The organism is Kribbella sp. NPDC051718 (genome assembly GCF_040681515.1).
In the GTDB taxonomy this organism is placed as follows: Bacteria; Actinomycetota; Actinomycetes; order Propionibacteriales; family Kribbellaceae; genus Kribbella.
Window position 1 is genome coordinate 546,496 of sequence record NZ_JBFAYZ010000001.1, and the last position, 22,846, is coordinate 569,341.

Annotated in this window: 32 protein-coding genes and 2 pseudogenes; 5 read left to right on the forward strand and 29 right to left on the reverse strand. The window is 67.2% G+C overall.

Annotation, left to right across the window (positions count from 1 at the left end; translation table 11 throughout):
• Window positions 1-90 precede the first annotated feature (90 nt).
• Together AB0M15_RS02600 and AB0M15_RS02605 are read left to right on the forward strand one after the other, a co-directional pair.
• Complete coding sequence (locus AB0M15_RS02600; protein ID WP_363813191.1) at window positions 91-654, forward strand: TetR/AcrR family transcriptional regulator; 564 nt, start codon at window positions 91-93, stop codon at window positions 652-654.
• Window positions 651-1,679, forward strand: coding sequence for a hypothetical protein (locus AB0M15_RS02605; RefSeq protein WP_363813193.1), 1,029 nt, complete (start codon window positions 651-653; stop codon window positions 1,677-1,679). The genes AB0M15_RS02600 and AB0M15_RS02605 overlap by 4 nt, the downstream gene beginning before the upstream one ends.
• Here AB0M15_RS02605 and AB0M15_RS02610 read toward each other — a convergent pair.
• Window positions 1,672-3,432: a hypothetical protein gene (locus tag AB0M15_RS02610; protein ID WP_363813195.1), complete on the reverse strand. Its 1,761-nt coding sequence runs from the start codon at window positions 3,430-3,432 to the stop codon at window positions 1,672-1,674. The two genes, AB0M15_RS02605 and AB0M15_RS02610, sit on opposite strands and share 8 nt — an antisense overlap.
• Before the next feature lie 9 nt (window positions 3,433-3,441).
• Window positions 3,442-5,124 carry an ATP-binding cassette domain-containing protein gene (locus AB0M15_RS02615; protein WP_363813197.1) on the reverse strand — a complete coding sequence of 561 codons (1,683 nt, stop codon included), beginning with the start codon at window positions 5,122-5,124 and terminating at the stop codon, window positions 3,442-3,444.
• Between the two features lie 71 nt (window positions 5,125-5,195).
• On the opposite strand from AB0M15_RS02615, the gene AB0M15_RS02620 reads away from it, so the two are divergent.
• Together AB0M15_RS02620 and AB0M15_RS02625 are read left to right on the forward strand one after the other, a co-directional pair.
• Window positions 5,196-5,618 (forward strand): hypothetical protein, encoded by a 423-nt coding sequence (locus AB0M15_RS02620; protein ID WP_363813199.1) that lies wholly within the window; start codon window positions 5,196-5,198, stop codon window positions 5,616-5,618.
• Window positions 5,615-6,622 (forward strand): hypothetical protein, encoded by a 1,008-nt coding sequence (locus AB0M15_RS02625; RefSeq protein WP_363813201.1) that lies wholly within the window; start codon window positions 5,615-5,617, stop codon window positions 6,620-6,622. The genes AB0M15_RS02620 and AB0M15_RS02625 overlap by 4 nt, the downstream gene beginning before the upstream one ends.
• On the opposite strand, the gene AB0M15_RS02630 is transcribed toward AB0M15_RS02625, so the two are convergent.
• From AB0M15_RS02630 to AB0M15_RS02690, 13 genes and pseudogenes are all read right to left on the reverse strand, one after another.
• Window positions 6,608-7,357, reverse strand: a complete 750-nt coding sequence (locus tag AB0M15_RS02630) for a hypothetical protein (protein WP_363813203.1) — start codon at window positions 7,355-7,357, stop codon at window positions 6,608-6,610. The genes AB0M15_RS02625 and AB0M15_RS02630 overlap by 15 nt on opposite strands.
• Window positions 7,350-7,871: a SigE family RNA polymerase sigma factor gene (locus tag AB0M15_RS02635; protein WP_363813205.1), complete on the reverse strand. Its 522-nt coding sequence runs from the start codon at window positions 7,869-7,871 to the stop codon at window positions 7,350-7,352. The genes AB0M15_RS02630 and AB0M15_RS02635 overlap by 8 nt, the downstream gene beginning before the upstream one ends.
• Window positions 7,872-7,923: 52 nt before the next feature.
• Window positions 7,924-8,544 carry a methyltransferase gene (locus tag AB0M15_RS02640; protein ID WP_363813207.1) on the reverse strand — a complete coding sequence of 207 codons (621 nt, stop codon included), beginning with the start codon at window positions 8,542-8,544 and terminating at the stop codon, window positions 7,924-7,926.
• Window positions 8,537-9,349: a tRNA pseudouridine(38-40) synthase TruA gene (truA, locus tag AB0M15_RS02645; protein WP_363813209.1), complete on the reverse strand. Its 813-nt coding sequence runs from the start codon at window positions 9,347-9,349 to the stop codon at window positions 8,537-8,539. Before truA ends, AB0M15_RS02640 begins: the two co-directional genes overlap by 8 nt.
• Before the next feature lie 73 nt (window positions 9,350-9,422).
• A pseudogene (locus AB0M15_RS02650) lies at window positions 9,423-9,584 on the reverse strand (50S ribosomal protein L17); the annotation flags it as partial.
• A gap of 204 nt (window positions 9,585-9,788) precedes the next feature.
• A pseudogene (rplQ, locus tag AB0M15_RS02655) lies at window positions 9,789-10,127 on the reverse strand (50S ribosomal protein L17); the annotation flags it as partial.
• A 59-nt stretch (window positions 10,128-10,186) separates the two neighbouring features.
• Window positions 10,187-11,212 (reverse strand): DNA-directed RNA polymerase subunit alpha, encoded by a 1,026-nt coding sequence (locus tag AB0M15_RS02660; RefSeq protein WP_112243143.1) that lies wholly within the window; start codon window positions 11,210-11,212, stop codon window positions 10,187-10,189.
• A gap of 114 nt (window positions 11,213-11,326) precedes the next feature.
• Window positions 11,327-11,935 carry a 30S ribosomal protein S4 gene (rpsD, locus tag AB0M15_RS02665; RefSeq protein ID WP_328329366.1) on the reverse strand — a complete coding sequence of 203 codons (609 nt, stop codon included), beginning with the start codon at window positions 11,933-11,935 and terminating at the stop codon, window positions 11,327-11,329.
• A 25-nt stretch (window positions 11,936-11,960) separates the two neighbouring features.
• The gene (gene rpsK, locus AB0M15_RS02670; protein ID WP_012923659.1) at window positions 11,961-12,368 is read right to left on the reverse strand and encodes a 30S ribosomal protein S11; all 408 of its coding nucleotides are present in this window, start codon (window positions 12,366-12,368) and stop codon (window positions 11,961-11,963) included.
• 38 nt (window positions 12,369-12,406) lie between these two features.
• The gene (gene rpsM, locus AB0M15_RS02675) at window positions 12,407-12,778 is read right to left on the reverse strand and encodes a 30S ribosomal protein S13 (protein ID WP_012923660.1); all 372 of its coding nucleotides are present in this window, start codon (window positions 12,776-12,778) and stop codon (window positions 12,407-12,409) included.
• Between the two features lie 187 nt (window positions 12,779-12,965).
• On the reverse strand, window positions 12,966-13,079 hold the full coding sequence (rpmJ, locus tag AB0M15_RS02680) for a 50S ribosomal protein L36 (protein ID WP_008361054.1): 114 nt from the start codon (window positions 13,077-13,079) through the stop codon (window positions 12,966-12,968).
• Between the two features lie 34 nt (window positions 13,080-13,113).
• Window positions 13,114-13,335 (reverse strand): translation initiation factor IF-1, encoded by a 222-nt coding sequence (infA, locus tag AB0M15_RS02685; protein ID WP_012923661.1) that lies wholly within the window; start codon window positions 13,333-13,335, stop codon window positions 13,114-13,116.
• Window positions 13,336-13,478: 143 nt separating this feature from the next.
• Entirely contained in the window at window positions 13,479-13,817 is a 339-nt protein-coding gene (locus AB0M15_RS02690; RefSeq protein ID WP_363813212.1) for a helix-turn-helix domain-containing protein, read from the reverse strand.
• An 84-nt stretch (window positions 13,818-13,901) separates the two neighbouring features.
• Between AB0M15_RS02690 and AB0M15_RS02695 the strand changes: the two genes are divergently transcribed.
• Window positions 13,902-14,771 (forward strand): NAD(P)-binding domain-containing protein, encoded by an 870-nt coding sequence (locus tag AB0M15_RS02695; RefSeq protein ID WP_363813214.1) that lies wholly within the window; start codon window positions 13,902-13,904, stop codon window positions 14,769-14,771.
• On the opposite strand, the gene AB0M15_RS02700 is transcribed toward AB0M15_RS02695, so the two are convergent.
• The 14 genes from AB0M15_RS02700 to rplX all read right to left on the reverse strand — a co-directional run bounded on the left by AB0M15_RS02700 (window position 14,768) and on the right by rplX (window position 22,845).
• A complete protein-coding gene (locus AB0M15_RS02700) occupies window positions 14,768-15,580 on the reverse strand; it encodes a hypothetical protein (RefSeq protein WP_363813216.1) in 813 nt (270 codons plus the stop codon). The genes AB0M15_RS02695 and AB0M15_RS02700 overlap by 4 nt on opposite strands.
• A complete protein-coding gene (locus AB0M15_RS02705; RefSeq protein WP_363813218.1) occupies window positions 15,577-16,029 on the reverse strand; it encodes a DUF1707 domain-containing protein in 453 nt (150 codons plus the stop codon). The genes AB0M15_RS02700 and AB0M15_RS02705 overlap by 4 nt, the downstream gene beginning before the upstream one ends.
• 84 nt (window positions 16,030-16,113) lie before the next feature.
• On the reverse strand, window positions 16,114-16,938 hold the full coding sequence (gene map / locus AB0M15_RS02710; protein ID WP_363813220.1) for a type I methionyl aminopeptidase: 825 nt from the start codon (window positions 16,936-16,938) through the stop codon (window positions 16,114-16,116).
• 19 nt (window positions 16,939-16,957) lie between these two features.
• Complete coding sequence (locus tag AB0M15_RS02715; protein ID WP_363813222.1) at window positions 16,958-17,530, reverse strand: adenylate kinase; 573 nt, start codon at window positions 17,528-17,530, stop codon at window positions 16,958-16,960.
• Window positions 17,530-18,831, reverse strand: coding sequence for a preprotein translocase subunit SecY (gene secY / locus AB0M15_RS02720; protein WP_363813224.1), 1,302 nt, complete (start codon window positions 18,829-18,831; stop codon window positions 17,530-17,532). The genes AB0M15_RS02715 and secY overlap by 1 nt, the downstream gene beginning before the upstream one ends.
• Window positions 18,832-18,966: 135 nt before the next feature.
• A complete protein-coding gene (rplO, locus tag AB0M15_RS02725) occupies window positions 18,967-19,407 on the reverse strand; it encodes a 50S ribosomal protein L15 (RefSeq protein WP_343976453.1) in 441 nt (146 codons plus the stop codon).
• Window position 19,408: 1 nt separating this feature from the next.
• Complete coding sequence (gene rpmD, locus AB0M15_RS02730; protein WP_328329386.1) at window positions 19,409-19,591, reverse strand: 50S ribosomal protein L30; 183 nt, start codon at window positions 19,589-19,591, stop codon at window positions 19,409-19,411.
• Window positions 19,591-20,190: a 30S ribosomal protein S5 gene (gene rpsE, locus AB0M15_RS02735; protein ID WP_328329388.1), complete on the reverse strand. Its 600-nt coding sequence runs from the start codon at window positions 20,188-20,190 to the stop codon at window positions 19,591-19,593. The genes rpmD and rpsE overlap by 1 nt, the downstream gene beginning before the upstream one ends.
• Window positions 20,191-20,223: 33 nt before the next feature.
• Window positions 20,224-20,607: a 50S ribosomal protein L18 gene (gene rplR / locus AB0M15_RS02740; protein ID WP_020388094.1), complete on the reverse strand. Its 384-nt coding sequence runs from the start codon at window positions 20,605-20,607 to the stop codon at window positions 20,224-20,226.
• Entirely contained in the window at window positions 20,607-21,149 is a 543-nt protein-coding gene (gene rplF / locus AB0M15_RS02745; RefSeq protein ID WP_343976443.1) for a 50S ribosomal protein L6, read from the reverse strand. Before rplF ends, rplR begins: the two co-directional genes overlap by 1 nt.
• A 27-nt stretch (window positions 21,150-21,176) precedes the next feature.
• Window positions 21,177-21,584, reverse strand: coding sequence for a 30S ribosomal protein S8 (rpsH, locus tag AB0M15_RS02750; RefSeq protein ID WP_164598719.1), 408 nt, complete (start codon window positions 21,582-21,584; stop codon window positions 21,177-21,179).
• Between the two features lie 94 nt (window positions 21,585-21,678).
• A complete protein-coding gene (locus AB0M15_RS02755) occupies window positions 21,679-21,864 on the reverse strand; it encodes a type Z 30S ribosomal protein S14 (RefSeq protein ID WP_132167346.1) in 186 nt (61 codons plus the stop codon).
• Window position 21,865: 1 nt separating this feature from the next.
• On the reverse strand, window positions 21,866-22,438 hold the full coding sequence (gene rplE / locus AB0M15_RS02760; protein ID WP_343976439.1) for a 50S ribosomal protein L5: 573 nt from the start codon (window positions 22,436-22,438) through the stop codon (window positions 21,866-21,868).
• On the reverse strand, window positions 22,438-22,845 hold the full coding sequence (rplX, locus tag AB0M15_RS02765; RefSeq protein ID WP_343976436.1) for a 50S ribosomal protein L24: 408 nt from the start codon (window positions 22,843-22,845) through the stop codon (window positions 22,438-22,440). The genes rplE and rplX overlap by 1 nt, the downstream gene beginning before the upstream one ends.
• Between the last annotated feature and the right edge of the window lies 1 nt (window position 22,846).

Consider the following 22,846-nt stretch of genomic DNA (forward strand, 5'->3'; position numbering starts at 1 on the left):
CTCCGAATATAAGGAGTTGCGACTCCGTTTACAACCACGGAGTGCTTTCGAACGTCTCCTAAGCTGATGACGATCACAGCGAGGAGTGCGATGAGGCCGTTGCGTGCGGATGCCCGGGACAACCGGGAGCGGATCCTGACCGCCGCCGAGGACGTCTTCGGCCGGTCGCCGAACGCCTCGACCGACGAGGTCGCCAAGCTCGCCGAGGTGGGGATCGCCACTGTCTTCCGGCACTTCCCGACCAAGGTGGAGCTGCTCGAGGCGGTCCTGACGCAACGGCTGGAACGGCTGCGCGACCGCGCTCTCGAACTCGCCGACAGCGACGACGCCGGCCCCGCGTTCTTCGGCTTCTTCAGCCAGGTGGTCGCCGAATCGGCGTCGAAGCTGGCCATCGCGGAGGCCCTCAGCGCGTCGGGGACCGTCGCCGGCGACGAGGCGAAAGCAGCGGGCCAAGGGATGCGCGAAGCCTTCGGGGCACTTCTCGACCGGGCCCAGCAGGCAGGCGCCGTACGCCGGGACGCCGCCTTCCCCGAGGTCTACGCCCTACTGGTCGGCGCCTCCCGTGGCGCCACCGCGACCGGTCTCGAATCCGACGCGCGCGACCGCATGCTCGCCCTCCTGTATGACGGCCTCCGGGCCGGTGCCGGGTCGTGAAACGCTGGCGATCCTGGTCCCGCCGCCGGCGCGTGCTCATCAGCCTGGCGCTGGCCTTCGTCCTGCTGATCCCCTTGCCACTAAGCGCATTGGCGATCTCCCTCCGGATCGCCTACACGGGTGACGCCACCGCCCAGACCCGCGGCCAGGACGCCATCTGGCTCGGCCACGCCTGGGTCGACGGCCGGAAGACCGCCGCCGACATCACTGCCCTCGCGGACCAGCTGCAGGGCACCGGAATCCGCGACCTCTACGTCCATACCGGCCCGCTCGAACACGACGGAACGTTGCCCTTGGCAAAGGTTTCTCCCAAGGCTCGCTGGTTCACCGACGCCATCCACCAGGCACTGCCGAAGCTCCGCGTCCAGGCCTGGCTCGGCGACGTCCTGCAGCCGGAGAAAAGCCCCGGAATGGATCTCGACGACGCTGCCGTCCGCACCCGCGTGACCGAGACCTCCGAGCAGGTTCTCGCCCAGGGCTTCGACGGGATCCACTTCGACATGGAGCCGGTCCGCTCCGGCTCGCAAGGCTTTCTCAAGCTGCTCGACCAGGTCCACGCGATGACCTCGGCCCGCAACGTCCCCCTCTCGGTCGCCGCCGCGCAGATCAACCCAGCACCCGGCCTCAACGGCCTATTGGTCGGCGTCAGCGGCCAGAGCAAGTGGTGGACGAAGTCGTACTTCGGCGCCGTGGCCAGCCGGGTCGAACAGATCGCCGTGATGTCGTACGACACCTGGACCCCACTGGAATCCCTGTACGGCGGTTACGTCGCCCGGCAGACCAAGATGGCACTGGAGGTGACCCCACCCAACGTCGACCTGCTGATGGGCCTGCCCTTCTACTGGGAGGACAACTTCTCCCACCGAGGCTCCGCCGAGACCGTCCAAGCCGCCATCCGAGGCGCCCAACTAGGCCTCAACAAGTCCACCCGCCAAAACTTCGGCCTCGCCCTGTACGTCGACTTCGCCGCCACCCCCGACCACTGGTCCACCTACCGCGACATGTGGTGCGACAACCTCACGTGAGCAGGAGCACCGCGAACACGGCGGCGCACGCCACGAGATACAAGCCAATGACGTAAGCACCTGGACTCAAGCGTCGCCGAGCGGACTGCTGCGGGCGAACCGCCTGGCGACGGAGCGTTTCGAAGACGCCCGCGACCTCCTCGAGCCGGTCCTTCGGGACGTGGGCAATGACGTGCCAGCTGCCGGGGGCGGGCAGGATCAGGTCGCCGTCCTCGATCTGAACTGCCTCCACATCCCGCCAACTGACGGTCTCGTCGACGACGGCGCCTCGGATCTGCAGGGCAGTCGACGTCACCACCACCCGTTGGAACACCGCTCGCGCCAGGAGGATCACCTCCGGAGCAACGGCGGCGGCTCCGACGATCGCGAGCGCCCACTCGTCCCACAGCACCACGAGGACCCAATCAGCCGCGGGAACGCCAACCAATGCCGCGATCAGCGCCGGCTTCATCCACCAGCGCGGTGGAGTCAGCGGGATCCGCCACGGCAGATCATGCAGAACAGCAACCGGCTCCGCCTGGACCGCCTCCAAGTCCGCGTCAGGCTCGTCGTCGAGGTCGGACAGCCGCATTCCCGGCTCCTCGACTCCCCATGGCGACCTCCGGGGCAACCGGAAAGGCGTTGCCGGCCGGAGGACCTGCTCGCCGAGTGCCACGGTCGGCCACGAGCCATCGGCCAGCTCCCCCACCAGCAACGCTTTGCCACGGTGGCGGCCCAGCACGCCCCTCCACTCCCGCCGGGCAGCAGCCGGCGGTGGTGCGTCGTCCTCCTCGAAGTCATCCAGTACGTCGTACGCGGCCGCCAACCGACCGCCCGCGTCGTCATCGTCGAGTTCGAGCGCGATGAAGCCGAGCACCTGCTCGCTGCCCTCCCCCGGCAGGACGCTGTACCCCATCGAGCCGTCCGGTTCGATCCACACCGGCAACCCGGCCGCCGACCAGGTGCGCCGGGGGCGTGCGCGTCGGCGTACCAGGTCGTGGCGGAGGATCAGCAACGCGAGCAGCCATCCGCCGCCGGCGACCGTCCACCACGTCGTGTAGTCGGCGAGCTCTGCCTGCAGCCGGACCCAGTCAGCGTCCTGGGGGTCCACCAGGACGGGAAGCTCGTCCCCCTTCTTCGGGTAGTCCAGGGACGAAGTTCTGCGCATGCTGCCGTCGGGAAGCCTCAGTTGGAGGTCGTCGTCCTTGAAGCCCACGACCACAGCGGTCGTCTTGACGGCCCGGTCGAGGTGCACCTGCTCCCGGTCGACCTGCCAGCGCATGACACCCAGCACCGCGAATCCTGCGACCACCAGGGCGGCTGTTCCCGCCAACGCAGGCGTGAAACCGATCGGGTTCGCAGGACCGATCGTCACCGGCACCCGGTGAACGCGGGCGAGCAGCTCACGCCTGCGGATCTGGCTCCAGGTCAACGCGAGGAGGACCGCCATACAGGCGGCGCCGTAGGCCGTCCACCCCACGCGCGCCGGCTGCACGTCGTCGTACCGGAGGTCGAGGACGAGGAACACCAGACCGCCGGCGGCAGCGAGCCGCGGCACCCACCACCACCCCAGAAACGATGCCAGGCAGGGGATCAGAGCCAGCGAGAAGGTCAGGTCGGGTCCACAGATCGTCGGATCCGCCACCGAGCACGGCCGGTCGTCACCGATGACAGAGGTCGCCAGCGCGGCCAGCCAGCCGAGCGGCATCAGCCAGCGATAGAGCCAGCTCGGCACGGCCGCGTCCAGCCACTGCTTCGCCAGCTCGTCCCTCATCGCCCAAGGTTAGCGAGCGCGTTGGACCCGGGCCTCGTCCCAGATCGGCTCGGGCGCCTCGTACACGTTGCCGTCGCTGCCGAAGACCAGGTAGCGGTCGAAGCCGCGGGAGAACCAGCGGTCGTGGGTGACTGCCAGAACCGTTCCGTCGAAGGAGTCCAGGCCCTCCTCAAGCGCTTCGGCCGACTCGACGTCGAGGTTGTCGGTCGGCTCGTCGAGCAGCAGCAAGGTGGCGCCGGACAGCTCCAGCAAGAGGATCTGGAAGCGCGCTTGCTGACCGCCGGAGAGCGAGTCGAAGCTCTGCTCGGCCGCGTGGGCAAGCTCGTACCGATCCAGCTTGCGGGAGGCCAGTTCCCGGCCCATCCCTTCCCGGTGCTCGTCGCCGCGGTGCAGGATCTCCAGCAGCGTCCGGCCGGCCAGCTCGGGGTGCTCGTGCGTCTGCGCGAACCAGCCCGGTCGCACCCGGGCGCCCAGCTTGGCGTTGCCGGTGTGCGCGACCGAGGGGATGACCATCTCGCCGACCGGCTGGTGCTCGATGTCCGGGTCGGACCCGCCGTTCGCCAGCAGCCGCAGGAAATGTGACTTGCCGGAACCGTTCGAGCCCAGGACAGCCACGCGTTCGCCGTACCAGACCTCGAGATCGAACGGCTTCATCAGACCGGTCAGCTCGAGACCGGTGGCGACGACGGCGCGCTTGCCCGTCCGGCCGCCGGTGAGCCGCATGCTGACCTTCTGCTCGCGCGGGATCGCCTGCGGCGGGCCGGCCTGCTCGAACTTGGCCAGCCGGGTCTGCGCCGCCTTGTAGCGCGAGGCCAGCCCGTCGTTGTAGGCCGCCTTCGTCTTGTACATCAGCACCAGCGCCTTGAGCTTGGCGTGCTCCTCGTCCCAGCGGCGGCGCAACTCCTCCAGCCGCTCGAACCGGTGCTTGCGCGCTTCGTGGTACGTCTGGAAGCCACCGCCGTGCGTCCAGATGCTGTTGCCCGCAGCACCTAATTCGACGGTGACGATCCGGGTCGCGGTGTTGGCCAGCAGCTCCCGGTCGTGGCTGATGTAGAGCACGGTCTTCTGCGTCGCGTTGAGCTGCTCCTCGAGCCACCGCTTGGCCGGTACGTCGAGGTAGTTGTCGGGCTCGTCGAGCATCAGCACCTCGTCCGGGCCGCGCAACAGCGCCTCGAGCACGAGCCGCTTCTGCTCTCCACCGGACAGCGTCTTCACCTCACGCCAGCGGCAGTTGTCGAACGGGATCCCGAGCGCGGCCATCGTGCAGACGTCCCAGAGCACCTCGGCGTCGTACCCGCCGACCTCGCCCCAGTCGGAGACCGCCTGGGCGTAGCGCAGCTGGGTCTTCTCGTCGTCGGCCTCCGTCATCGCCAGCTCGGCCTGGTCCAGCTTGGCCGCGGCCGTCCGGATCCGGTCCGGCGCGACGCCGAGCAGCAGGTCACGGACGTTCGTGTCGTCTCGTACCGATCCGACGAACTGCCGCATCACGCCGAGCCCACCCGACCGGGCCACGCTTCCGCTGTGCGCCTTCAGGTCACCCGCGATGATCTTCGTCAACGTCGTCTTGCCCGACCCGTTGGCCCCGACCAAGGCGACCTTGGCCCCGTCCCCGACCCGGAACGTGATGTCGTCCAGCAACACCCGCCCGTCCGGCAGCTCGAACCCGATCCCCGCAACCTCGACGTGACCCATGCCCCCAGTCTGACGGCCCGCCCCAGCCGGCCGCGACCGGTTATCGTCTTCCTGACCGAACAGGGAGAACGATGAACGACAACCCGGCCGGCTACGAAGCCTTCCAGGCCGAGATGCGCCGGCTGCTGTCCGATCTCAAGGGCGCCGCCCCCGAGGTGGTCGAGGCGGAGACCAGGCGGCTGCAAGCGATGGCCGAGCAGGTCCAGGACGAGCGCGGCCGCGAACGCGCCCGCTTCCGCGCCGCGGAGTTGCCGCGCCTGCTGGCCGGGCCGGCCCCGGCGACCAGCGAGCAGTTCCGGCAGGCGCAGATCCTGTTCGCCGAGGCGATCGAGGGCGACGGAACCGCCCAGACCCGGATACCGGAGATCGAGCGCGCCATCGAGCAGATCGGCCTGCTGTCGACCCAGGCACCGCACCGCGAGGCCGGTGCGATCCGGCGGATGTCGAGCCCGCTGATCCGGCTCGTCGATCACCTCCGGACCACCGCCGGATGAACGAGGGTCGGCCGGTCCCCCGCGACAGCAACGAATATCTCTGGGTCCAGAGCGTGGTCCGGTCGGTGGAGAAGCTCACCGGCCGGCCGTCCCGGTGGAACGGCGAGCTGTTCGAGGAGACCCGTCCGAACGTGGCCGGGAGTGCGCTCGACGACGGCGGGATGACGCTCAATCTCGACAAGGTGCTCAAGCCGGTCGCCCAGGCGTACACGGCCGGGCGTCCGCTCACCCCGGAGGAACTGGTCGACGCGCAGGACGCCGTCCTCACCGTGGTCCACGAGGCCAAGCACCTCACCAACGCGCTGGGCGACGAGACCCAACCCGGCGCGACCGAGCTCTACTCCCCCGACACGTTGGCGGTCGAGGAGGGACTGACCGAGACCTGGGCGCACGAGAACGTCAACGACGTCATCCAGGACATCGGTATGGACCGGGTGCAACCGGACCTCGTCGGCGTCGACTCGCCCAACTCCTACCCGGCGTACACGGCGGCGACAGACGAACTGGTGCGCGGTACGGCGGACGTCACCGGCCTGTCCCAGAGCCAGGTGCGGGAGCAGTTGGACCAGACCCCACGAACCCAGCGCTGGGGCGCGGTCGCCGACCTGGTGATCGAGAACCGGCTGAGCGACGTACTGCCACCGCAGGATCGCGAAGCCGTCAGAACCCAACTGCTGCAGTCGATGCGGCCCGCCTTCGCCGAGGTCGCCACGACGCAACGGAGCCGGCAGCTTTCCGATGTCGCCAAGAGCATCGGTGGACACCAGAGTGCCCAGCGGGCGGTTACGGCGTTGAGTACGACGACGGCCGGGCTCGAGGAGCACTACCGCAACGCGGCCGCCCAGCCTCAGCCGTCGCCTGAGGTGGATCATCTGCGGAAGTTTCTGGGTGGGACGCCGCCGCAGACTGGTAGCTATCGCGGGGCTCAGGGGGACGGCGCGGTACCGGACAACGTGCGGGCGTTGCGGGCCAAACCGGAGAAGGGGCAGTCACCAGCCCTTTAGGTGGTCCAGGTAGATGCTGCCGGACGGGCGGACCGTGCCCGTCATGAAGAGTTTGAGCGGGGCGGCGTACAGGCCGTAGGTGCGGGTTCCGCTGAAGAGACCCACAGTGGCGCAGCTGTCGTACTCGACCCAGATCTCCTTCAGCCCCATGGCCGTGTCGAAGCGCAGCACGATCGCCTCGGACGGGTCGCCTGCCGGGCATTTGAACACGGGCAGCTCCGGATTGCGCTCCGGCAGCACCTTGATCGCATCCACCACCTGCTGGGCCGTGGTCGCGTTGAACCTGGCTGACCCCAGCAACATCTGGGCACCCGGGGTAAGGCGATACCGGCAGGCCTCGAGTCCGAAGACCGGAGTGCTGTCGAGGTCCAGCCCGGTCCCCTGCGATATCGCCACCTGCCGGCCGGCCGTGAGGATCGGGTGCTGTTCAGGACAGGCACCAGTGGCCTCCGCCGGAGCTTCCGGTGCGAGCTTCGAGCCGTTGTCGGCCGCAGCACCAGCGGACGAACTGGTGGTGACCGGCGACGGACCGCCGATGATCCCCCACACTCCGCCGATCGCCGCGACGACCACTACCGCCGCCGCGGCCATGGCGAGCCGTTGCCGGCGCCTGTGGACCCGTCTGCGTGCCTCCGTCGCATAGCCGGTACTACGCAAACCCTGCACGGTGTGGGCCTTGCTCTGGAAGGCGTCCGCGATCTGCGGGCCGAGCTCCTGCTCATCCGGCTCAGGCATCCTCGGCTCCTTCCTTGCTCAGCGTGTCCTTCAGTACTGCCAGTGCTCGGTGTACGTGCGATCTGGCCGTGGCTTCGGCGCAGTGCAGCAGGTCTGCGATCTCGGCGTACGAGAGGTCCTCGTAGAAACGCAGCACCACCGCTGTGCGCTGCTTGTCCGGCAAGGTCGCACACAGCGCCCAGACGGCCTCTGCCTCGGCTCTGGAGCCCGCACCGTCCGGAGCTGCGGCAGCAGTCCTGGTCGGCTCCTCCACGGGGGCCTCCCGGCGGCGGAACCGGCGCCACCAGGAGATGTGCGCGTTGACCACCATCCGCTTCACGTAGGCCTCAGGGTCGTTCGCCCGGCTGACCCGGCCCCAGCGTGCACAAGCGGTCGTCAGGGCGTCCTGAACGGCATCCTCGGCCAGTGTCTTGTCACCGGTCAGGACGTACGCGAACCGCAGCAGCGCGTCCGACTTCTCGGTCACCCACAATTCGAAGTCGATCGCACTGGGCTGTGTAAATTCTGACCCCACCCCACCACCCCGGTCAGGGGCCTCTGCTGCCGCCAAGGCTGCCTCCATACCTTCAGGACGGCGCTGGATCCTGGTTCGTTGCAGTCACTCGCAGCACTCTGAAGCCCTTCGCGCTGGCGATCCGCTCGCAGGGGTAGCCCTGCTCACCCAGCCAGCGCTGCAGCGAGTCCGCACCGAGGTTCTTGCCGACGACGAACCATCCCACGCCGTCGGGGGCAAGGCGGGCGAGCCAGTGCAGCAGCATCTTGTGCAGCTCGGGCTTGCCGATGTGGATGGCCGGGTTGGACCAGATCTGGTCGAACCGCACGTCCTCCGGCACGTCCTCGACCAGGCTGGCATGCACTCGCGCAGCGACCCCGGCAGCCTTGGCATTCTCGACAGTGAGCTCCAGTGCCCGGGTATTCACGTCCACTGCCCAGACCTGCGCCTCAGGGTCCTCCACAGCCAGGGCACACGCGATCGGGCCGTAGCCGGTGCCCAGGTCCAGGTAGGTGCCGCCACTGGTCGGTACGGGCGCTTCCCGCAGCAGGATCGACGTACCGAGGTCCAGGCGGTCCCGGGAGAAGACACCGCTCGACGTGGTGAAGCTGTACTCACGTCCCCAGATCCGGGCGCCGACGGTACGGCGTACGTCGGCTGAGGTCGGCTCTGCCGTGAAGAAATGGTCAGCCACGCGTGTGAACCTCTCCCCTGACGTTGCGAGCCTCGATGGCCCGCGCTGCCAGTTGGTCGTCTTCTGGGTACCCGACTTCTTCCAGGGTGAGCCCATGGGCGGGCAGAACGGTCACTGCCGAGTCCCGGACCCCCGCTGCCAGCACCTTGGCCGGCCAGTCCAGGTCACGCCGTCCGTCGCCCACCGGGACGATCGACCCCACCAGGGCCCGCACCATCGAGTGACAGAAGGCGTCCGCGATCACAGTCGCCTCGACCAGGCCGGGCGCAGTACGACGCCAGCTGAACTCCTGCAGAGCGCGGACCGTACTGGCCCCCTCCCGCCGCTTGCAGAAGGCGGCGAAGTCGTGCTCGCCCAGCAGCCGGGCAGAGGCCTCGTTCATCCGGTCCACGTCGAGCGGCTGGAGGACCCGCAGTACGTGGTTCCTGGTCAGCGGATCCCGGGCGATGTTGTCGTCGCAGATCCGGTAGACGTAGCGGCGCCAAAGGGCCGAGAAGCGGGCGTCGAACCCGTCCGGAGCCTCTGCCCCACGAGTCACCCAGACGTCATCGGGCAGTACGCCGTTCAGCCGGTGGATCAGGTTCCGCGCGACGATTCCCTCGGGCAGCCAGACGTGGACGACCTGGCCCCGGGCGTGGACGCCGGTGTCGGTCCGGCCGGCGCAGGTGACCGCCGGGAGCTCGGGCTGCCGCAGTACGGTGGCCAGCGCCTGCTCAAGCACCCCCTGGACGGTCCTGAGGCCCTCCTGACGGGCCCAGCCGTGGAATTCGGTGCCGTCATACCTGAGATCGATCCGCCAGCGCACAGGGCAATCTAACGCAGCAGCGCCCCTCCACCCGAAACGGGCGAAAGGGCGCTGCTCATGCACTGCTGAGGGGTTACTTCTCCTCGGCGGTCTCGCCCGCCTTGGTGAAGCCGGCGGCCTGAGCGGCCTCCTCGGTCTTGAACCAGACCTCGGCGACCGTCTGGTCGTACCACGGCGAGTCGGTGCCGTGGTACTTCATCGAGTCCTCGTTGCCCTTGATGTCGTAGCCCTCGGGAGCGGCGCCGCCGTCCAGCGGAGCCGCGGAGCCCTCGTACTTGCCCGCGACGACGTCCTGGACCTTCGCGTCCTCGGCCGGGGTGTCCTCGACCTTGGCCTCGTCCTTGGCGGCCGCCTTCTTCGCGGTCGCCTTCTTGGCCGGAGCAGCCTTCTTCGCCGCGGCCTTGGCCTTCGGCGAGTCGGCCAGCGCCTCGACCAGCTCGATCTTCACCATGGGGGCGTTGTCGCCCTTGCGGGGGCCGAGCTTGATGATCCGGGTGTAGCCGCCCGGACGGTCCGCGTAGCGCTCGCCGATCTCGGTGAACAGCACGTGCACGACGGACTTGTCGCGGATCCGCTTCATCACCTGACGACGCGAGTGCTGGTCACCACGCTTGGCCTTGGTGATCATCGACTCGGCCAGCGGCTGCAGGCGCTTGGCCTTGGTGGCCGTGGTGGTGATCGCGCCGTGCTCGAACAGCGAGGTGGCCAGGTTGCTGAGGATCAGCTTCTGGTGCGCCGCGCTGCCGCCGAGGCGGGAGCCCTTGGTAGGGGTAGGCATCTGTCTTTACTCCAGAAATCTCAGGCCCGGGTACGGGCCTTGGGATGGGCCTTGCTAGCTCAGTACTGCTCGGTCTCGGCGAAGCTCTCGTCCTCGTCCTCAGCGTCGTCGCCATACGCCTCAGCGGCGGCGCGCAGGTCGAAGCCGGGGGGCGAGTCCTTCAGCGACAGGCCCATCTCGGCCAGCTTCAGCTTGACCTCGTCGATCGACTTGGAGCCGAAGTTGCGGATGTCCAGCAGGTCCTGCTCGCTGCGCGAGATCAGTTCACCCACGGTGTGGATGCCCTCGCGCTTGAGGCAGTTGTACGACCGGACGGTCAGCTGCAGGTCCTCGACCGGCAGGGCCAGGTCGGCCGCCATCTGCTCGTCGACCGGCGACGGGCCGATGTCGATGCCCTCGGCCTCGACGTTCAGCTCACGGGCCAGGCCGAACAGCTCGACCAGGGTCTTACCGGCCGACGCGACGGCGTCGCGGGGCAGCATCGACGGCTTGGTCTCGACGTCCACGACGAGGCGGTCGAAGTCGGTGCGCTGCTCGACCCGGGTCGCCTCGACCTTGTACGTGACTTTGAGGACCGGGGAGTAGATCGAGTCGACCGGCATCCGGCCGATCTCGGCGTCCGCGGACTTGTTCTGGATCGCGGACACGTAGCCGCGGCCCCGCTCGACGACCAGCTCCATCTCGAGCCGGCCCTTCTCGTTCAGGGTGGCGATCTTCAGGTCCGGGTTGTGCACCTCGACACCGGCCGGCGGCGCGATGTCGGCGGCGGTCACGTCACCGGGGCCCTGCTTGCGCAGGTACATGGTGACGGGCTCGTCGTGCTCGGAGGAGACGACCAGGTCCTTGAGGTTCAGGATCAGCTGGGTGGCGTCTTCCTTCACCCCGGCGACGGTGGAGAACTCGTGCAGTACCCCGTCGACCTTGATGCTGGTGACGGCCGCGCCCGGGATGGACGACAGCAGGGTACGGCGGATGGAGTTGCCGAGGGTGTAACCGAAGCCCGGCTCCAGCGGCTCGATCACGAACCGCGAGCGGTGCTCGTCGACGACCTCTTCGGCCAGGGTGGGACGCTGCGCAATAAGCACTGTGTGTTCTTCCTTCTAGATTTCCGCGACGACCACTATTTGAGGTCGCGAACCGAAGAACTCTACGATCCGCGCCGCCGGTGGCCATCTGCACAGCCACCGGCGGCGACGGAATCAGTTCTTCGAGTAGAGCTCGACGATCAGGTGCTCGGCGACCTGGGTGTCGATCTGCGCCCGGGTGGGCAGCTGGTGAACCAGGATGCGCAGCCGCTCGGGCAGCGCGTCCAGCCAGGCCGGAACCACTCGCTCGGAGTGGGTCTCCCTGGCGATGATGAACGGGGTCATCTCGACCGACTTCGGCCGGACGTCGATCACGTCGTGCGCGGACACGCGGTACGACGGGATGTTCACCTTGATGCCGTTCACGGTGAAGTGACCGTGTACGACGAGCTGACGGGCCTGACGACGGGTCCGGGCCAGACCGGCGCGGTACACGACGTTGTCGAGGCGGGACTCGAGGATGATCAGCAGGTTGTCACCGGTCTTACCAGGACGCCGCGAGGCCTCCTTGTAGTACAGGCTGAACTGCTTCTCGAGCACGCCGTAGGCGTAGCGGGCCTTCTGCTTCTCACGAAGCTGGAGCAGGTACTCGCTCTCCTTGGGACGGCCGCGGCCGTGCATACCCGGCGGGTACGGACGACGCTCGAACGCCTTGTCGCCACCGACGAGGTCGACCCCGAGACGGCGCGACTTCTTGGTCATGGGTCCGGTGTAACGGGCCATTGTTGGTTACCTGCCTCTCTCTGGGTCAGACCCGGCGCCGCTTGGGAGGGCGGCAGCCGTTGTGGGCGGTCGGGGTGACGTCCTGGATGGTGCCGACCTCGAGGCCGACAGCTCCCAGCGAACGGATCGCGGTCTCGCGGCCGGAGCCCGGACCCTTGACGAACACGTCGATCTTGCGCATGCCGTGCTCCATCGCGCGGCGCCCAGCGGCCTCGGCGGCCATCTGCGCGGCGAACGGGGTCGACTTACGCGAGCCCTTGAAGCCGACGGTGCCCGCGGAGGCCCACGAGATGACCGCGCCGGTCGGGTCGGTGATCGTCACGATCGTGTTGTTGAACGTGCTCTTGATGTGCGCGTGGCCGGCGGCCACGTTCTTCTTCTCCTTGCGGCGCACCTTCTTCGCGCCGGCCGCGGTGCGGCTCTTGGGAGGCATAGGTCAGATACTCCTGGGGTGGTCGAAAGTCATCCGGGTCACTTCTTCTTCTTGCCGGCGATCGCCTTGCGACGACCCTTACGGCTGCGGGCGTTGGTCCGCGTGCGCTGACCACGCACCGGCAGGCCGCTGCGGTGCCGGCGACCCTGGTACGACCCGATCTCGATCTTGCGGCGGATGTCCGCGGTCACCTCGCGACGGAGGTCACCTTCGATCTTGTAGTTGCCTTCGATCCAGTCCCGGAGCTTCACCAGCTCCTCGTCGCCCAGTTCGTGGACGCGCTTGTCACCGGAGATACCGGTGGCTTCGAGCGTCTTCAGGGCGCGAGTGCGACCTACACCGAAGATGTAGGTGAGAGCGACCTCGATGCGCTTGTCGCGCGGCAGGTCAACTCCTACGAGGCGTGCCATGTGGCGGTGTTCCTTTCGTCGGCAGAGGTGTGGTGGCGCGCTGCGTCCTTGCCCGCCTCGGTGAGTTTTTTGGTCACCGGCAAGGCCCCGGCCTCTGTTCCGGGGGCAGCGTCCAGCTTGTTCCTGTGCTGGACGAGCATGCGCGCTGTGGTGCGAAAGTGCTGTGTGCTGCTCGAGTAAGGCTGAATCAGCCTTGCCGCTGCTTGTGCCGCGGGTTCTCGCAGATCACCATGACCCGACCGTGACGGCGGATCACCTTGCACTTGTCGCAGATCTTCTTGACGCTCGGATTGACCTTCATCGAGCTTCTTTCTTCGACAGGTGGTGTGGTGGTCTTACTTGTACCGATAGACGATGCGACCCCGGGTGAGGTCGTACGGCGACAGTTCCACGACGACCCGGTCCTCGGGGAGGATCCGGATGTAGTGCTGCCTCATCTTGCCGCTGATGTGCGCGAGCACCTTGTGCCCGTTGGACAGCTCAACACGGAACATCGCGTTCGGCAGGGCCTCGACGATGGTGCCCTCGAGTTCGATTACTCCCTCTTTTTTGGGCATGTCCTCGCACTTCTGTAGACGACAACTGAATTGGGTACTACCGACCCGCACCGCCGTGGGCAGCACGAGAAGAGGCCACGAAGGGCCAAGGAAAGAGTTTACGCCACCCACCCGGGAAAAACCCAATCGGGCCTCAGGACCGCCTAACAGGGGCGGGAGGCCTCGATCTCGGCCAGGTGGTCAGCACCCCACTGGTCGAGGGGCATCAGGGCCACATTGAGCGACTCGCCGAGCTTGGTAAGAGAGTACTCGACCTTGGGCGGAACCTGGTGGAACACCTCGCGGTGGACGACGTTGCGGCTCTCCAGCTCCCGCAGCTGCTGGATCAGCATCTTCTCGGTCACGCCGGCCACGTCCTTGCGCAGCTCCCCGAACCGCCGCGGCCCGTGGTGCAGCGCCCACAGGATCCGTGGCTTCCACTTCCCGCCGATCACGTCCGCCGCGGCGTCCAGTCCACAGGTGTAGGGCCTCACCGCGACCATCGTCCCATCCTTACCTTTTGGTGAGTACCTGACTATTTAGTAGGTACTTGTCGACTTTATAGCCTGGCGGCAAGTCTGGACCACATGAAGACACCTGTCACCGTCCTCGGTCTCGGCGCGATGGGCACCGCCCTCGCCCGGACCTTCCTGGCCGCCGGCCACCCGACCACCGTCTGGAACCGCAGCCCCGGCCGCTCCCCCGAACTCGACGACCAAGGTGTCGTCCGCGCCAAGAGCGTGATCGACGCCGTCGTCGCGAGCCCATTGGTCGTCGTCTGCCTACTGGACGACGCCTCGGTCCGCAGCACGCTCCAGCCGGCCGCGTCCGAGCTCTCCCGGCGGACGCTGGTCAACCTCACCAACGGCACCCCCGAGCAGGCCCGGCGCGGCCTCGACTGGGCCGCACAGCACGGAGCGCAGTACCTGGACGGCGGGATCATGGCAGTCCCCGCGATGATCGGCGGGCCGGCCGCGTTCATCCTTTACAGCGGTTCGGCGGAAGCGTTCGAACAGTACCGGGGCGACCTCGCAGTACTGGGCAGGCCGACGTACGTCGGTAGTGACGCGGGGCTGGCCGCCTTGCAGGACCTAGCACTGCTCAGCGCGATGTACGGAATGTTCGGCGGTGTCGCGCATGCGCTCGCGATGACCTCCAGCGAGAAGCTCTCACCGACCGCCTTCACCGATGACCTGCTGGTCCCCTGGCTGACCGCCATGCTCGGCTCGGTCACCAGGCTGGCCAAGGATCTCGAGTACGGCGCCGAGCCGGGTGCGGCCGGCTCCAACCTCGCTATGCAGGCAGCGGCCTTCGACAACTTCATCGAAGCGTCGGAGGCTCAGGGAGTCGATCCCATGGTGTTGCGGCCGATCCACAGCTTGCTCGACCGGGCTGTCGCAGAGGGCCACGGTGACGAGGATCTGGCGGTGCTGGTGCGGCTACTCGCCAAGAACTAAAGGGGTCTGGTGGCCAGCCACTGCTCGCCGGCTCGCCACACGTGCTCCGGCATCAGGTCGAGGAGGTCGCAGGCTGCGTCGAGCTGGGCGAGCGCAGTACCTGTATCGCGGTAGGCGGGCAGGATGACGACGAAGCGGCGGCCTTCGCAGCTGAAGCCGAACGGTGGAACCTGCGCGAGCACCTCGGCCGCGCTGGGATGCAGGACCTGGCCGGCCAGGTCCTCGCGACCGTTGAAGAGCTGGTACGCACCGGGAAGCCCAGCGATCTGGAGCCTGATCGGCAGCAGGCTGGCCGCCGCGACCGGGGCGAGTTCGGCCGGGAGCACCTGCAGTGGCGGCAGCGGGCGGTCGACGGCCAGGTCGAGGAAGTCGAAGCCCAGTTGGCGTCGGCGGACCCGGTGCCGGAAGCGGCCGGTCAACAGCTCACGACCGCGGTGCCGGCCAGCGGTGACGTCGAAGACCTCGGCCGCGGGATCAGTACTGAACGGCGGGAACGGCCAGCGCTCGAGCAAGGTCGAGTCGGCCACGTCGGTCTGCCAGCCGAGCTGCTCGGCGGTCTCCACCCAGGCCCGCCGCTGCTTGCCGTCGGACAGTCGCATGGCCAGTGTGAAGATCACCAGGACGAGGAACCAGGCCAGTACGAGCCAGCCGACCCAGCGCGGTTCGACCAGCAGGCCGACGATCACCAGCGGGAACGCGATCGCGAACCAGAGTACGAAGACCAGCGCGGACCCCTGCCGCAGTTGCCACACCCAGTCCGGCCGTAGCCGTGGACGCCGGGTGTGACCGCTGACCGGGGCCGCCGTCAACGTCGCTTTCCGAGCTGGCCGAGGACGATGAAGGCCCACGGGATCAACAGCCAGACCGGCCAGAAGTTCGGCCAGTGGCCGCCGTTGCCGATCCCGATCACGAACCAGATCACCACGTTCAGCAAGACGATGCCGCCGAAGCCACCGCCGAGGGCGACCAGTCCGTTGCCCCGCTTGTTCTTCGGCTGCCGCTCCGGGAAGTCACCGGGAGCCGGCGCGGGCGTCGTGTTCTGTACCACCGCAGGGGTCTGGTACGTCCGTACCGGGGGCAGATCACGGACCAGCGGTTCCAGCTCGCCGTACGTCTGGACGGCGTACAGCTGGTCGAGCCGCGAGCTGAACTCGGGCTGATCCAGCCGTCCGTCGGCGAAGGCGTCCCGCAACCGGCCGGCGATCTTGTCGCGGTCGGCCTCGGTGAAGCGCTGGTGTGGCTGGTACTGACTGGGCATGCCTCAAGTGTGCCTCAGCTCAGGACCGCACGGCGTCCCCCGGCCGGTGGATGCCGGAGTCACTCGGTGAGTGGACCGAGTGGGTCAGTCGGCCAGCGGGCCGAACGTGATCCCGAGCTCCTTGAGCTTGGCTTCGCCGCCGTCGAGGGCGGTCAGCACCCAGGGCCCTTGCGGGGTGAGGGTGAAGGTGTGCTCGGTGTGGGCAGCGGCCAGGCTGTCGTCGGTGACGACCGTCCAGTCGTCCTCGAGCGTGTGGTTGTCCTGCTTGCCCAGCGTGAGCATCGGCTCGACCGCCAGCGCCAGACCCTCGACCAGCTTGGGGCCCTTGCCGGCCTTGCCGTAGTTCGGCACGTTCGGCGGCTGGTGCATCGCCGTCCCGATCCCGTGCCCGACGAAGTCCTCGACGATCCCGTACGACGAGTTGGCGCGCACGTGCCGCTCCACCGCCGCCGAGATGTCGGTCAGCCGGCCACCCAGCTTCGCGGCGGCGAACCCACGCCACATCGACTCTTCGCAGATCCGGGCCAGCTCGAGCAGCTCCGGAGCGGTCTCGCCGACGCCGACCGTGATGGCCGCGTCGCCGTGCCAGCCGTCGACGATCGCGCCACAGTCGATGGAGATCAGATCGCCGTCGGCCAGTACCCGGTCGCCCGGGATGCCGTGCACGATCTCGTCGTTCACCGACGCGCAGATGGAGCCGGTGAAGCCGTGATAGCCCAGGAACGAAGGCGTCGCGCCGACCGAGCGGATCGCGTCCTCGGCGATGGCGTCCAGCTCACCGGTGGTGATACCGGGCTTGACCTCGCCGCGGAGCAGTTCCAGCGTGCGGCCGACGACCAGGCCGGCCGCACGCATGGAGATGATCTGTTCGCGGGTCTTGATCTCGATCCCGCGGTCCTTAAAAATCACTGCAGATCACTTCGCTGTTTCAGCCTTCCAGCGTCTTGAGGGCGGTGAGCACGCGCTCGCTGACCTCTTCGATCTCGCCGACGCCGTCCACCTCGACCAGCAGGCCGCGCTGGGCGTACACCCGCAGCAGCGGCTTGGTCTCGGCGGTGTAGACCTCCTGGCGATGCCGGATGACATCCTCGGAGTCGTCGGTACGCCCGTCCACCTTGGCCCGGTTGAGCATCCGGTCGACCAGTACGTCGGTGTCCGCGATCAGCGCGACCACAGCGTTGAGCTGGTGCCCGTGCTCGGCCAGGATGTCGTCCAGCGTGCCGACCTGCGGCAGTGTCCGCGGGTACCCGTCGAGCAGGAAGCCCGCACCCGCGTCCGCCTCCGACAGCCGGTCGCGCACCATTGCGTTGGTGACCTCGTCGGGGACGTAGTTGCCCGCGTCCATGTACCGCTTCGCCTCGAGACCCAGCGGGGTCTCGTCCTTCACGTTCGCGCGGAAGATGTCGCCGGTGGATACGGCCGGGATCCCGAGCCGGTCCGCAAGCACCTTTGCCTGCGTACCTTTACCCGCTCCGGGCGGACCCATCAGCAACATTCTCATCAGCGCAGGAACCCTTCGTAATTACGTTGCTGCAGCTGCGACTCGATCTGCTTCACCGTGTCCAGACCGACGCCGACCATGATCAGGATCGAGGTACCACCGAACGGGAAGTTCTGGCTGGCGTTGAGCAGGACGAGGGCGACCAGCGGGATCATCGAGATGATCGCCAGGTAGATCGCGCCGGGCAACGTGATGCGGGACAGAACGTAGGAGAGGTACTCCTCGGTCGGCCGGCCCGCCCGGATCCCGGGGATGAAGCCGCCGTACTTCTTCATGTTGTCTGCAACTTCCTTCGGATTGAAGGTAATCGAGACGTAGAAGTACGTGAAGAAGATGATCAGGGCGACATACGTCACCATGTAGATCGGGTGATCGCCCTTGACCAGGTTGCCCTGGATCCACTGGGCCCATGGCTTGTCTTGTCGGAACTGACTGACCAGGACCGGTAGGTACAGCAGGCTCGAGGCGAAGATGACCGGGATGACGCCGGCCTGGTTCACCTTCAGCGGGATGTACGTCGAGGTGCCGCCGAACATCTTGCGGCCGACCATCCGCTTGGCGTACTGGACCGGGATCCGGCGCTGTGCCTGCTCGATGAAGATGACCGCGGCCATGATCACCAACCCGATCAGGATCACCACGACGAAGGTCGGGATGCCCTTGGCCTTGCGGATGCTCCACAGCTGGGTCGGGAAGGTGGCGACGATCTGGGTGAAGATCAGGATCGACATGCCGTTGCCGACACCGCGATCGGTGATCAGCTCGCCCAGCCACATCACCACGCCGGTACCGGCGGTCATCGTCAGCACCATCACGACGACCGGGAACCAGCCGTCCTTGTACAGCAGTGGGTCGTTACAGCCCTGGAACAGCCGGCCGGGGGTCCGGGCGAGCGCGACGAACGCGGTCGCCTGCAGGATCGCCAGGCCGACGGTCAGGAAGCGGGTGTACTGGGTGATCTTGGTCTGGCCCGCCTGGCCTTCCTTCTTCAGCGACTCCAGCCGCGGGATGACCACGGTGAGCAGCTGCAGAATGATGCTGGCGGTGATGTACGGCATGATGCCGAGCGCGAAGATCGCGAGCTGCAGCAGTGCCCCGCCGGAGAACAGGTTGATCAGGTTGTACAGGTTCGCGTTCGAGCCGTTCTTGCTGATGTCGATGCAACTGCGCAGCGACTGGACGTTGACGCCAGGCGCCGGCACGACGGAGCCGATCCGGAAGATCACGACGATGAAGAGCACGAACAAGATCTTCCGGCGCAGGTCCGGAGTCTTGAACGCGTTGGCAAAGGCGCCTAACACCCTGTCCTCCCACATGTTTTCCTTGCCCCGGGCAGGGCAGGGCACTAGCAAAGCAGCTGGGCAAGAGACGAACCAGGGCCCGTCCGAACTCCAGCGCACAATATACAAGCGCTGGCTCGCACGAGCCCTGGGTACTCACACCTCGGTTGTGGTTCCTCCGGCCGCCGCGATCTTCTCCTTGGCGGACTTCGAGAACTTGTGGACCGAAACTTGCAGAGCAACCGTGAGCTCGCCGTCGCCCAGCACCTTCACCGGGAGACTGTCACGGACCGCGCCCTTGGCGACCAGGTCGGCTACGCCGATCTCGCCACCGTCGGGAAACAGCTGTCCGAGCTTGTCCAGGTTAACGACCTGGAACTCCACTCGGTTCCTGCTCTTGAAGCCCTTCAGCTTCGGGAGCCGCATGTGCAACGGCATCTGGCCACCCTCGAAGTTCTCGGGGATGTTGTTACGGGCCTTGCTGCCCTTGGTACCGCGGCCGGCCGTCTTGCCCTTCGAGCCCTCACCACGACCAACGCGGGTCTTGGCGGTCTTGGCTCCGGGCGCCGGACGCAGGTGATGAACCTTGAGCGCCATGTCAGTCAACCTCTTCGACGGTGATGAGGTGGCGAACCGCACGGACCATTCCGCGAACCTCGGGCCGGTCCTCGTGGACGGCGGTGTCGCCGATCCGCTTGACGCCCAGGGTGCGCAGCGTGTCCCGCTGGTTCTGCTTGCCACCGATGCCGGAACGGGTCTGGGTCACCTTCAAGCGTGCCATCAGGAGATCCCCTCCGCCCGCGCCTTCAGCAGCGCCGCCGGGGCGACGTGCTCGACCGGCATGCCACGGCGCGCGGCCACGGCTTCCGGCGTCTCCAGGGACTGCAGCGCCGCGACGGTGGCGTGAACCACGTTGATGGCGTTGCTGGACCCCAGCGACTTGCTCAGGATGTCGTGGATCCCGGCGCACTCCAGTACTGCGCGCGCCGAACCACCCGCGATCACACCGGTACCCGGAGCGGCCGGACGCAGCAGCACGACGCCTGCGGCCTTCTCGCCCTGGACCGGGTGCGGGATGGTGCCCTGGATCCTCGGCACCTTGAAGAACGACTTCTTGGCCTCCTCGACACCCTTGGCGATCGCCGCGGGCACCTCCTTGGCCTTTCCGTAACCCACACCGACGGTGCCTTCACCGTCGCCGACGACCACGAGGGCGGTGAAGCTGAAGCGACGACCACCCTTCACGACCTTGGCGACACGGTTGATGGCTACCACGCGCTCGATGTAGGCGGTCTTGTCAGCTGCCGCACCACGACCACCGTCGCGGTTACGGCGCTCACCACCGGCGCCGCCTCCGCGACGCTGCTGGCCTCCGCTCATTTCGAACTACCTTCTTCCTTTTGTGTCGCCATGTCAGAAGCCGAGGCCGCCCTCACGGGCGGCGTCGGCCAGGGCCGCGATCCGGCCGTGGTACTTGTTCCCGGCGCGGTCGAAGACGACCTCGTCGATGCCAGCGGCCTTGGCGCGGTCGGCGATCAGGCCACCCACGGTCTTGGCCTTGTCGGTCTTGTTCGCCTCCGCACCGCGCAGGTCGGCCTCCATCGTGGAAGCCGAGACCAGCGTGACGCCGGCGACGTCGTCGATGACCTGAGCGAACAGGTGCTTCGACGACTTGCTGACCACCAGGCGCGGCCGGTCGGCCGTGCCGTTGACCTTCTTGCGGACGCGGATCTGGCGACGCAGCCGGGAAGAGGTCTTCTTGGCGGAGTGCTTGTTGTGACGCAATCCGATCGCCATTACTTACCAGCCTTTCCGACCTTGCGGCGCACCTGCTCGCCCGCGTACCGCACACCCTTGCCCTTGTAGGGCTCCGGCTTACGCAGCTTGCGGATGTTGGCGGCAACCTCGCCGACCGACTGCTTGTCGATTCCCTGCACCGAGAACTTCGTCGGGGCCTCGACCACGAACGTGATGCCCTCAGGGGCGTCCACGGTGATGGTGTGGCTGTATCCGAGCGAGAACTCCAGCTGGGTCGGTCCCTTGGCCAGGACGCGGTACCCGACGCCGACGATCTCGAGCTTCTTCTCGTAGCCGTCCGTCACGCCGGTCACCAGGTTGGCGATCAGAGTGCGGGACAGGCCGTGCAGTTCCTTGCTCTTGCGCTGGTCGTCCGGACGCTTGACGGCGATCGTGCCGTCCTCGTCGCGGTCGACCACGATGGGCTCCGCAACAACGTGCGAGAGCTGACCCTTGGGGCCCTTCACAGTGACCGTCTGGCCGTCGATCGTGACGTCGACGCCGGACGGGACCGTGATCGGGAGCTTACCGATGCGAGACATGAGAGTGGTCCTCCTTCCGGTTCTTCGTCACCAGACGTAGGCGAGGACTTCCCCGCCAACGCCCTTGTTCTTGGCCTGCCGGTCGGTCAGGAGTCCCTGCGACGTCGAGATGATCGCGACGCCGAGGCCACCGAGCACCTTGGGCAGATTGGTCGACTTCGCGTACACCCGCAGGCCGGGCTTGCTGATCCGGCGAACGCCCGCGATCGAACGCTCCCGGCTCGGGCCGAACTTCAGATCAACGACGAGCGTCTTGCCGACGGTGCCCTCCTTGGGCTCCTCCACCTGGTAGGAGGAGATGTAACCCTCCTGCTGGAGGATGTCGGCGATGCCCTGCTTGATCTTGCTGTACGGCATCTGGGTCGACTCGTGATACGCCTGGTTGGCGTTGCGCAGACGAGTGAGCATGTCTGCGATCGGGTCGGTCATCGTCATGGCCTGGGGCCTCTTTCCCGCCGTGGTTTCGCCTCATGGCGACCTACGGTGACTAGATTTTGAGTAGAAAGAACAGTGCGGGCAGTGCGGATGGTCACCAGCTGGACTTGGTGACACCGGGCAGCTCGCCCCGGTGCGCCATCTCGCGCAGGCAGATCCGGCACAGGCCGAACTTGCGGAAGACGGCCTTGGGCCGGCCGCAGCGCTGGCAGCGCGTGTATCCACGCACCGCGAACTTCGGCGTCCGGGCCTGCTTGACCTTGAGTGCTGTCTTCGCCACGTCAGTTCTCCTTGAACGGGAAGCCGAGCTGCCGCAGCAGCGCGCGCCCCTCGTCGTCGTTCTTGGCGGTGGTCACCACGGTGATGTCCATTCCGCGAACCCGGTCGATCTTGTCCTGGTTGATCTCGTGGAACATCACCTGCTCGGTCAGACCGAAGGTGTAGTTGCCGTTGCCGTCGAACTGCTTGGGCGACAAGCCGCGGAAGTCGCGGATACGCGGCAGTGCGAGCGAGAGCAACCGGTCCAGGAACTCCCACATCCGGTCGCCGCGCAGCGTGACGTGCGCGCCGATCGGCATGCCCTCACGCAGCTTGAACTGCGCGATCGACTTGCGGGCCTTGGTCACCGACGGCTTCTGGCCGGTGATCGCGGCCAGGTCCTTGATGGCACCGTCGATCAGCTTGGAGTCGCGAGCCGCCTCGCCGACACCCATGTTCACCACGATCTTGGTGAGCCCGGGCACCTGCATGACGTTCTCGAAGTTGAACTCCTCGTTCAGCTTCGCCACGATCTCTTCGCGGTACTTGGTCTTCAACCGGGGCAACGTCTTCGCCTCGGGGGCTGCGGTGGTCATCAGATCTCCTCGCCGGTACGCCGCGCGATCCGAACGCTCCGGAAACCGGTGTACGTCGAGCCGTCGGGGCGCCGCTTCTGCACCTCGACGCGGTTGTAACCCACGCGGGTGGTCACCTTCTGCTTCTTGCCGTCCTTCTCGACCTCGACCAGAAGCATCACGTTGGAGACGTGGATCGGGGCTTCCTGGGTGACGATGCCACCCGTGGTGCCGCCGCGCTGGGCCTGCTGCACCTTGGTGTGCTTCTTGACCCGGTTCACGCCTTCGACGATGACCTTTTCGGCCTCGGGCAGGACCGAGATGATCTTGCCCTCGAGGCCCTTGGACTTGCCGGCGATCACGCGGACGAGATCACCCTTCTTGACGTGCAGCGAACGCTGCACCTTCTGCTGGGGCTTACCTGACATC

What these genes read in the sequence shown, in the direction of transcription:
- AB0M15_RS02600 (WP_363813191.1), top strand. Translation starts at nt 91, where the DNA reads ATGAGGCCGTTGCGTGCGGATGCCCGGGACAACCGGGAGCGGATCCTG.
- AB0M15_RS02610 (WP_363813195.1), bottom strand. Translation starts at nt 3,432, where the DNA reads ATGAGGGACGAGCTGGCGAAGCAGTGGCTGGACGCGGCCGTGCCGAGC.
- AB0M15_RS02615 (WP_363813197.1), bottom strand. Translation starts at nt 5,124, where the DNA reads ATGGGTCACGTCGAGGTTGCGGGGATCGGGTTCGAGCTGCCGGACGGG.
- AB0M15_RS02620 (WP_363813199.1), top strand. Translation starts at nt 5,196, where the DNA reads ATGAACGACAACCCGGCCGGCTACGAAGCCTTCCAGGCCGAGATGCGC.
- AB0M15_RS02625 (WP_363813201.1), top strand. Translation starts at nt 5,615, where the DNA reads ATGAACGAGGGTCGGCCGGTCCCCCGCGACAGCAACGAATATCTCTGG.
- AB0M15_RS02630 (WP_363813203.1), bottom strand. Translation starts at nt 7,357, where the DNA reads ATGCCTGAGCCGGATGAGCAGGAGCTCGGCCCGCAGATCGCGGACGCC.
- rpsD (WP_328329366.1), bottom strand. Translation starts at nt 11,935, where the DNA reads ATGGCCCGTTACACCGGACCCATGACCAAGAAGTCGCGCCGTCTCGGG.
- rpsK (WP_012923659.1), bottom strand. Translation starts at nt 12,368, where the DNA reads ATGCCTCCCAAGAGCCGCACCGCGGCCGGCGCGAAGAAGGTGCGCCGC.
- rpsM (WP_012923660.1), bottom strand. Translation starts at nt 12,778, where the DNA reads ATGGCACGCCTCGTAGGAGTTGACCTGCCGCGCGACAAGCGCATCGAG.
- rpmJ (WP_008361054.1), bottom strand. Translation starts at nt 13,079, where the DNA reads ATGAAGGTCAATCCGAGCGTCAAGAAGATCTGCGACAAGTGCAAGGTG.
- infA (WP_012923661.1), bottom strand. Translation starts at nt 13,335, where the DNA reads ATGCCCAAAAAAGAGGGAGTAATCGAACTCGAGGGCACCATCGTCGAG.
- AB0M15_RS02690 (WP_363813212.1), bottom strand. Translation starts at nt 13,817, where the DNA reads ATGGTCGCGGTGAGGCCCTACACCTGTGGACTGGACGCCGCGGCGGAC.
- AB0M15_RS02695 (WP_363813214.1), top strand. Translation starts at nt 13,902, where the DNA reads ATGAAGACACCTGTCACCGTCCTCGGTCTCGGCGCGATGGGCACCGCC.
- AB0M15_RS02705 (WP_363813218.1), bottom strand. Translation starts at nt 16,029, where the DNA reads ATGCCCAGTCAGTACCAGCCACACCAGCGCTTCACCGAGGCCGACCGC.
- AB0M15_RS02715 (WP_363813222.1), bottom strand. Translation starts at nt 17,530, where the DNA reads ATGAGAATGTTGCTGATGGGTCCGCCCGGAGCGGGTAAAGGTACGCAG.
- rplO (WP_343976453.1), bottom strand. Translation starts at nt 19,407, where the DNA reads ATGGCGCTCAAGGTTCATCACCTGCGTCCGGCGCCCGGAGCCAAGACC.
- rpmD (WP_328329386.1), bottom strand. Translation starts at nt 19,591, where the DNA reads ATGGCACGCTTGAAGGTGACCCAGACCCGTTCCGGCATCGGTGGCAAG.
- rpsE (WP_328329388.1), bottom strand. Translation starts at nt 20,190, where the DNA reads ATGAGCGGAGGCCAGCAGCGTCGCGGAGGCGGCGCCGGTGGTGAGCGC.
- rplR (WP_020388094.1), bottom strand. Translation starts at nt 20,607, where the DNA reads ATGGCGATCGGATTGCGTCACAACAAGCACTCCGCCAAGAAGACCTCT.
- rplF (WP_343976443.1), bottom strand. Translation starts at nt 21,149, where the DNA reads ATGTCTCGCATCGGTAAGCTCCCGATCACGGTCCCGTCCGGCGTCGAC.
- rpsH (WP_164598719.1), bottom strand. Translation starts at nt 21,584, where the DNA reads ATGACGATGACCGACCCGATCGCAGACATGCTCACTCGTCTGCGCAAC.
- rplE (WP_343976439.1), bottom strand. Translation starts at nt 22,438, where the DNA reads ATGACCACCGCAGCCCCCGAGGCGAAGACGTTGCCCCGGTTGAAGACC.
- rplX (WP_343976436.1), bottom strand. Translation starts at nt 22,845, where the DNA reads ATGTCAGGTAAGCCCCAGCAGAAGGTGCAGCGTTCGCTGCACGTCAAG.